Genomic DNA, 6,405 nt, shown 5'->3' with positions numbered 1-6,405 from the left:
CGGGGCGCTATCGCGGCGCACCCGTCCCCCACCCCCCCTTTTTTTTACAGATCGGGGGGTGTTTTTTGGTCACCGGGTTACACTAACTCCCTCGGCAGGATCTGGACTACTTCGGCGCGATGCGCGCCACCTCGCGACGCGGGGTCACGGGGTCACAGGGCCCGCCAGCGCAGCTCGAGGGTGCGGGCCTGCGGGCGGAGCATCGCCGTCGGCCAGACGTCGGGCCCGCAGGCGCGCGAGCCCAGGCCGTGCTGGGCGGCGTCCACGTAGAGGTGGTGCCGCTCGGGCGCGGGGAGCTCGTGCGGGTGCGCCGCCCCGGAGAGCTCGTGGGCCGAGTGCCGGGCGAGCGTGAACCCGGGCAGACGGCCGCGCGCGTCGCGACCGAGCGTCAGGCGCAACCACGGGCTGCCGCCGCGCGTCAGCTCCAGGTCGCGCACCTCGGACCGGTGGCCGGACTCCTGCGGACGCGCGTACCGCACCGACAGGTCGTCGATCCCGGCGCGGTGACGCCCCACCACGACCGACGAGCGCACGTCCGGGTACGAGTCGTGCGGGCCCAGCCCGAACCACCCGGCGCCGTCGACGTCGGCCGGCAGCCCCACGTGCACGCCGATCCGCGGCCACACGTCGTCCCACCGGTCGTCGGGCGTCATGACGACGCGCAGCACGGCCTCGACGACGCCGTCGCCGGCCCGCTCGGCGGTCCACGTCTCCTCGACGTCGACCGTCCGGCGGCTCTGGGCCGCGGACACGCGCCGCAGCACCCGCAGCCGGTCAGCCGACTCCTCCACGGCGACCGTGCGGTGCGTGAGCCGGTCCAGGCCCTGCCGGCGCCAGCGGTCGGCCGCCGACGGCGCGGGCGTGCCGCGCCACGGGAGGGTGGTGGGGTCGTCGGCGTCGTAGCTGCCCATCGCGGCGCCCCGGTCGTTGTCCGTGGGCGCGCGCCACAGCTCGACGCGCGGCGCGGTCACGTCCGCCCCGGCCAGGGCCACCAGCTCCGGGCCGCGGAACGCGACGGGCGCCTCCGCGAGCGCCACGGCCGGACGGCGGTGCTCCCGGACGGCAGCCGGCGCCGGGAGCGCCCACTGGTCGCGCGCGACGACGTGCCCGGCGGCGGCCCACGCCGCACCGTCACGCAGAGCCAGCTCGACGGTGAGGTACGCCTCGGCGCCGGGGCTCGCCTCCGGCAGCGACGCCGGGTCGAGCAGCCCGACGACGGCCCGCTCCCCCGCCGCGACGGACGCACCGTCGCCGTCCGCCACCGGGGCCTCGCCGGAGGCGACCACCTCGCCGTCGTGCTCCGCGCGCCAGCGCAGCACGAGGTCGGCGGTGTCCGCGGTGTGCCGGCGGTTCCAGATCTCCACCACCCCGGACGCCGGGCCCGCGGACGGCCGCACGACGACCGGCCGCTCGACGTGCCAGAACTCCGTCAGGCCCGGGCTGGGGGTGTCGTCGGACAGCACCATGCCATCCATGACGAAGTTGCCGTCGTGCACGACCTCGCCGAAGTCGCCGCCGTACGCGAAGAACTCGACGCCGTCGGGGGTGGTGGTGCGCAGGCCGTGGTCGCGCCACTCCCAGACGAACCCGCCGTGCAGCCGCGGGTGGGTGTCGACGAGCTCGCGGTACTGGTCGAGGGCACCGGGGCCGTTGCCCATCGCGTGCGCGTACTCGCACAGCAGGAACGGCTTGGACCGCTGCCGGGCCGAGTCGGCGATGCTGCACCCGAGCACGGGCGAGAGGTCGTCGTCGCTCCCGATGGACGCCGTCTCGGGCACGGTCGAGTACATCCGCGAGTAGACGTCGGTGTACTCGCCGGCGTAGTCGCCCTCGTAGTGCACGGGCCGCGACGGGTCGCGGTGGTGCACCCACTCCGCCATCGCGGCGAGGTTGCTCCCGGTGCCGGACTCGTTGCCGAGCGACCAGAGCACGACGCTGGGGTGGTTCTTGTCGCGCTCGACGGTGCGCCGCACCCGGTCGAGGTAGGCGTCGCGCCAGGCCGGGTCGTCGCTGGGGTTGCCCACCCAGCCGCCGGCCTCGAAGCCGTGCGTCTCCAGGTCGGTCTCGAGGATCACCCACAGCCCCAGCTCGTCGGCGAGGTCGAGGACGCGCGGGTGCGGCGGGTAGTGGCTGGTGCGGATCGCGTTGACGTTGTGCTGCTTCATCCGGGCCAGGTCGGCGCGGGCGTGCTCCTCGTCGAAGACGCGGCCGCGGTCGGGGTGCGTCTCGTGCCGGTTCATCCCGGAGAACACCACGCGTCGCCCGTTGACGAGGAACAAGTCGCCGACGATCTCGACGCGCCGGAAGCCGACCCGCGGGGCGACGGTCTCGCCCGACGACGCCACGGTCGCGTCGTAGAGGCGCGGCACCTCGGCCGACCACGGCTCGACGGCGCCGACGGCGACGGGCGCGACGTCCTCGGGCGCCGCCCACGCGACGTCGACCCCGAGCTCCGGCACCCGCAGCCGCACCGGGAACGCGGCCGCGTCGGCCCGCACCTCCGGCACGAGGAGGCCCTCGCCGGACGCGGGGTCGTAGTCCGCGTCCAGCCACACGTCGTCGAGCGCCCCGACGGGCCGGTGCAGCAGCGTGACGTCGCGGAAGATGCCGGGCAGCCACCACTGGTCCTGGTCCTCGAGGTAGCTCGCGGCGGACCACTGCACCACCCGCACCGCGACCGTGTTGGCGCCGGGGCGCACGGCGTCGGTGACGTCGTACTCGTGCGCCAGCCGGCTGCCGGACGCCGAGCCCACCTCCTCGCCGTTCACCCACACCGTGAAGAACGACTCGACGCCGTCGAACCGCAGCAGCACGCGGCCGCCCTCGGTCCACGACGCCGGGACGTCGACCTCGCGGCGGTAGTCGCCGGTCGGGTTCTCGTCCGGCACGTGCGGCGGGTCCACCGGGAACGGGAACTGCACGTTGGTGTAGATCGGGCGGCCGTGCGCGCCGTCGCCCTCCAGCACCCAGTGCGCGGGCACGGGGAGCTCGCCCCAGCCCGCGTCGGGCGACGTCGCGTAGCCCGGCTGCGCAAAGGCGTCGGGGGCCTCGCCGTCGGGCAGGACGCCGACGTCCAGGACACCCTGTGCGCCCGGGGAGCCGGGGACGCACGGCAGGAGGCGGAAGCCCCACGAGCCGTCGAGGGAGAGGCGCGGCGCGTCCCCGGCGGGCGCGGACCGCGGCGGCTCGACGCGTCCCGACCAGGGTGCCGTGGACTCGTGCGGGAGCGGGGAGAGCGGGGTCATGCGGCCCATCATGCTTTGACAGCACCTTCCGTCAGGCCGCCGCGCCAGAACCGCTGCAGCACGATCATGGCGACGGCGAGCGGGATCACCGAGAGCAGGACGCCCCCGGTGGTGAGCTCGTAGAACTCGGGCAGCCGGTCGGTCTGGCTGTTCCAGTTGTTGAGCCCGAGGGTGATCGGGTACAGGTCCTGGTCGCTGAGCATCACGAGCGGCAGGAAGTAGTTGTTCCAGATGCCGACGATCTGGAACAGGAACACCGTCACGAGGGCGGGCGTCATGATCCGCAGCCCCAGGGTGTGGAAGATGCGCAGCTCCCCCGCGCCGTCGATCCGGGCGGCCTCCACGAGGGAGGTGTCCACGGTGGCGTCCGCGTAGATGCGGCACAGGAAGAACCCGAACGGCGACACCAGCGACGGGATCAGCACGCTCCAGTACGTGTTGGCGAGCCCGAGCTGGCTGAACAGCAGGAACAGCGGCAGGGCGGTGGCCGTGCCGGGCACGAGGACGCCGCCGAGCACGAGCCCGAAGATGAGGTTGCGGCCCCTGAACCGGTACTTGGCCAGGGCGTACCCGCCCGCCGCCGCCAGGTAGGTGGCGATCAGGCCACCCACCCCGGCGTACAGCACGGAGTTGGCGAACCAGCGGAGGAAGACGCCGCCGCCGTAGGTGAGCACGGCGGCGAGGTTGTCGAACAGCGCGAACGTGTTCCCGAACCAGAAGCCGTTGGTGCCGAACAGGTCGTCCGTCGTCTTCGACGCCGCGACGACCACCCAGTACACGGGCACCAGGAAGTAGATCGCGACGACGGCGAGGACGGCGGTGACGAGGATCGTCGTCGCCGGGCGCCGGCCGCGGCGACCGGGGGTCGCCGGGGGGACGTCCGGGGTGTCGGTACGGCGCGGCGCGGTGGAGACGGCGGCGGTCATCGCGAGCTCCTGTTCGTCAGCCGGAGGAAGAGGAAGGACAGCGCGAACGCCACGAGCGCGATGAGCACGGACTGGGCGGCGGCGACGTTGTAGTCGTTGTAGGCGAAGGCGGTCGTGTACGCGGACAGGTTCGGCGTGTACTGCGAGTCGATCGCGGGCGACACGGTCATGAGGAGCTGCGGCTCGGCGAAGAGCTGCAGCGTGCCGATGATGGAGAAGACGGTGGTGAGCACCAGCGCCGGGCGGATCAGCGGCAGCTGGATGCTCCACGCCGTGCGCCAGGGACCGGCGCCGTCCACGCGCGCCGCCTCGTACATCTCCGGCGGGATCGCCTTGAGCTGGGCCACGATGATGAGCATGTTGTAGCCCGCGTACGTCCAGGTCACGATGTTCGCGATCGACCACAGCACCGTCCCCGCGCCGAGGAAGTCGGGCGTGAACCCGAACAGCGTCTCGGTGAGGTCGATGATCGGGCTGAGGCCGGGCACGTAGAGGAACGACCAGAGGATGGTCGCGATGACGCCCGGGATGCCGTACGGCATGAAGTACGTGGCGCGGAAGAAGCCGGGCCAGCGCGCCGACGCCGACTCGAGCAGCAGCGCCAGGACCGTCGCCGCGACGATCATCACCGGCACCTGCACGACGCCGAACAGCAGCATCCGCCAGATCGACGCGACGAAGTTCCCGTCCTCCAGGGCGATCCGGTAGTTCTCGAACCAGGCGAACCCGGTGGTGACGCCCTGCTCGCCGAAGAGCCCCGCGCGGGTGACGGTGGTGAAGCTCTGCCCGATCGCCACGATGATCGGCAGCACGAACGTCAGCAGGAACAGCAGGAGGAACGGCCCCACCAGGATCCAGGGCGCGCGCCCGACGGCGGTGCTCGCCTTCTTCGCGGTCATCGCTCCGCCCTCCGGATCGTCAGGCCCTTCTGTCGGAACACCTCGATGGTCCGCTCCTCGGCGGCGACCACGGCGTCCACGAGCGTGCCGCCCGTGGCCTTGCCCCGGAACCCGTCGCCGAGGATGTTGAACGTCTGCTGCGTGATGGGCCACCACTGCCAGTCGGGGTTCTGGTCCTGCGTGGCCGGCTGGAAGACCTCGGTGTTGTAGCGCTGCCCGCCGAAGAACTCGCTGGGTTCCTCGCGCGCCGCGCCGATGTAGTCGCGCGCCGGCGACCACCCGATCCCGGAGTGCTCGATCATCGCGTCGATGCCCTCCGGGTCGGTGTTCATCCAGACGGCGAACTCCATCGCCTCCTTCGGGTGCTTGCTGTTCGCCAGCACGGCCGACGTCGAGCCGCCGATGAACGACGACCCGTAGCCGTGGCCCCAGCGCGGCGCCGGCGCCACGCGCCACTTCCCCTCCGCGCCGCTCACGCTCTGCAGCAGCGCGTCGCCCCAGCTCGCGCTCACCAGCGACGCGATCTGGTCGTGCGCGGCGGCGGCGTACCAGCCGGGGGTGTACGGGTTGGCGGCCGTGGTCACCAGGCCGTCGTCGATGACCTGGTCGAAGAAGCGCGCGACGTCGAGCGTCACCTCGCCGGCCATGTCGATGACCCAGCCGTCCTCGGCGCTGCGCAGCCACGTGGCGCCGGCCTGCATGGCGTGCGCCGCGAACACCGACGTGTCGTCGAGCGGGAAGGAGTCGATGTAGGCGCCGATCTCGCGGAACGCGGGGGCCACCTCGGCCCACTGGGTCCACGTGGTGGGGACGTCGGCGCCCACCTGCTCGTACAGGTCGGGCCGGTAGTACATCCCCACGGGGCCGGAGTCCTGCGGGATGCCGTAGACGCCGCCGGCGAAGCTCACCTGGCTCCACAGCGTCTCGTCGAACTTGTCCGCGTGCTCGGAGACGCCGTACCGCTCCAGGTCCACCAGCCCGTTGACCAGCATGAACTCCGGCACGGTGCGCATCTCCACCTGCGCCAGGTCGGGCCCGCCCCCGGCCGCGAGGGCCGAGTACATCTTCTGGTACCCGCCGTCGTTGCCGCCCGGGATCCAGGACACCTGGACCTGGACGTCCGGGTGCTGGGCGTTCCAGACGTCGGCGACCTTCTGCAGGTCCTTGAGCCACGCCCAGTACGTGAGCGTGACCTTCTCCCCCGTCGCGGCCGGCACCACCGGCTGGGCGTTGACCGACGTCGTGCCGGGCGTCGCGCACCCGGCGAGCACCGCCGACGCTCCCCCGGCGAGCCCCCAACCGAGGAGCTCCCGTCTCGTGAACTGTCGCATCCGT

General features: G+C 72.7%; 4 protein-coding genes. All 4 read right to left on the bottom strand.

Features of this window, described 5'->3' with window-relative positions; all coding sequences use genetic code 11:
• Positions 1-152: 152 nt before the first annotated feature.
• Genes ACFQ8Y_RS19125 through ACFQ8Y_RS19110 form a run of 4 tightly spaced genes read right to left on the bottom strand, consistent with a single transcriptional unit; the run spans position 153 to position 6,401 of the window.
• On the bottom strand, positions 153-3,245 hold the full coding sequence (locus ACFQ8Y_RS19125; RefSeq protein ID WP_430586444.1) for a glycoside hydrolase family 2 TIM barrel-domain containing protein: 3,093 nt from the start codon (positions 3,243-3,245) through the stop codon (positions 153-155).
• Between the two features lie 8 nt (positions 3,246-3,253).
• Positions 3,254-4,171, bottom strand: a complete 918-nt coding sequence (locus ACFQ8Y_RS19120; protein ID WP_430550732.1) for a carbohydrate ABC transporter permease — start codon at positions 4,169-4,171, stop codon at positions 3,254-3,256.
• Positions 4,168-5,070, bottom strand: a complete 903-nt coding sequence (locus ACFQ8Y_RS19115; RefSeq protein WP_430548093.1) for a carbohydrate ABC transporter permease — start codon at positions 5,068-5,070, stop codon at positions 4,168-4,170. Before ACFQ8Y_RS19115 ends, ACFQ8Y_RS19120 begins: the two co-directional genes overlap by 4 nt.
• Entirely contained in the window at positions 5,067-6,401 is a 1,335-nt protein-coding gene (locus ACFQ8Y_RS19110; protein ID WP_430550733.1) for an extracellular solute-binding protein, read from the bottom strand. Before ACFQ8Y_RS19110 ends, ACFQ8Y_RS19115 begins: the two co-directional genes overlap by 4 nt.
• Positions 6,402-6,405: the final 4 nt, after the last annotated feature.

The organism is Isoptericola sp. NPDC056605 (assembly GCF_042792795.1).
In the GTDB taxonomy this organism is placed as follows: Bacteria; Actinomycetota; Actinomycetes; order Actinomycetales; family Cellulomonadaceae; genus Isoptericola.
The sequence above is the reverse complement of the archived record's forward strand: the minus strand, read 5'-3'. Positions and strand labels throughout refer to the sequence as shown.